The organism is Mesorhizobium sp. M4B.F.Ca.ET.089.01.1.1, assembly GCF_004022605.1.
Lineage (GTDB): Bacteria > Pseudomonadota > Alphaproteobacteria > Rhizobiales > Rhizobiaceae > Mesorhizobium > Mesorhizobium abyssinicae.
Window position 1 is genome coordinate 1 of the sequence record NZ_RZOS01000798.1, and the last position, 1,510, is coordinate 1,510.

Genomic DNA, 1,510 nt, shown 5'->3' on the forward strand with positions numbered 1-1,510 from the left:
CGGACCCGACGGCCGCGCCATGAGCCTGCCTGCGGGATCGACCATCGGCATCATCGGCGGCGGCCAGCTCGGCCGCATGCTGGCGATGGCCGCGGCCCGTCTCGGCTATCGCACCGTGGTGCTCGAACCGCAGGCCGATTGCCCGGCGGCCCAAGTCGCCAACCGCCAGATAACAGCCGCCTATGACGATGCAGCGGCCCTCGCCGAACTCGCCGCGGCCAGCGCCGTCGTCACCTACGAATTCGAGAACGTGCCGGTGGCCGCCGCCAGCACGCTGGCCGCCAAGGTGCCGGTCTACCCGCCGGCGCGCGCCCTCGAAGTGGCGCAGGACCGGCTGGCCGAGAAGAAGTTTCTCAACGGCGTCGGCATTTCGACCGCCGATTTCCGCGCGATCGACAACGATGCCGAACTGACGGCCGCGCTGAAGGAATTCGGCGGCAGCGGCATCCTGAAGACCCGGCGCCTGGGCTATGACGGCAAGGGCCAGCGCGTCTTCCGCAACATGGACACCGGCGGCTTTTCCGGCACCTGCGAGGCGATGGGCAATGTGCCGCTGATCCTCGAATCCTTCGTCGCCTTCGAGCGCGAGATATCGGTGATCGCCGCGCGCGGCCTTGACGGCAGCATCGCCGCCTACGATCCGGCCGAGAATGTCCATCGCGACGGCATCCTGCACACTTCGACCCTGCCGCCCGGGATCAGCCATGAAACGGCGGCCGCCGCGCAGGCCGCGGTGGCAAAGGTGCTGGCGGCGCTCGACTATGTCGGCGTCATCGGCGTCGAGTTCTTCGTGCTCGCCGACGGCTCGCTGCTCGCCAACGAGATGGCACCGCGCGTCCACAATTCCGGCCACTGGACGGAGGCGGCCGCGACGGTCTCGCAGTTCGAGCAGCATATCCGCGCCGTTGCCGGCCTGCCGCTGGGCACGCCCGGCCGCCACTCGGACTGCGTCATGGAAAACCTGATCGGCGACGACATTCTGCGTGTCCCCGCCTTGCTCGCCGAGCCCGACCTGATGTTGCATCTCTACGGCAAGGCCGAGGCGCGCGCCGGCCGCAAGATGGGCCATTTCACCCGGATCAGCCGTCGAAGCTGAGCACCGGCTTACTGGATGTCCTGGTCTTCGTCCTCGTCCGGGCTGGCGCAGGTCGCGTCGCCTTCCTGGCAGTTGCGGCCGGACGTGAGCTGCTTGACGCGCTCATTGGTCAGCTCCGTCAGGCATTGCGAGACCTCCATCGGGTAGATGGAGCCGCCCTCGCTGTCCGCGGCGGAATAGGCGCATTCCGCGTCGCGGAACGTGATCCAGGCGCGCTGCGCCGCCTGCAGCAATTTGTTGGACTTCTCGTCGCCATCGCCGACAAGACCCTTGTAGGTTGCATTGAGCTTGGCGTCGGCCGCCTGGTAGTCGGCATCGGCGCAGATATTCATCATCTGCTGGCTGTCGTCGCCTCGGTCGCATTCCTGCGCCCGCGCGACCGGGGCCGCCGCCAGCACGGCAAGACGGGTGGAC

General features: G+C 68.1%; 2 protein-coding genes. One reads left to right on the forward strand and one right to left on the reverse strand.

All coding sequences use genetic code 11. From position 1 onward, the window contains the following. The first annotated feature begins 19 nt into the window (after positions 1-19). Positions 20-1,096 (forward strand): 5-(carboxyamino)imidazole ribonucleotide synthase, encoded by a 1,077-nt coding sequence (locus EN780_RS33970; RefSeq protein WP_128276436.1) that lies wholly within the window; start codon positions 20-22, stop codon positions 1,094-1,096. Positions 1,097-1,104: 8 nt separating this feature from the next. Here the strand turns inward: EN780_RS33970 and EN780_RS33975 are convergent. Beyond that, the coding region (locus tag EN780_RS33975) for a lysozyme inhibitor LprI family protein (RefSeq protein ID WP_128276437.1) at positions 1,105-1,510 on the reverse strand (406 nt) is incomplete at its 5' end.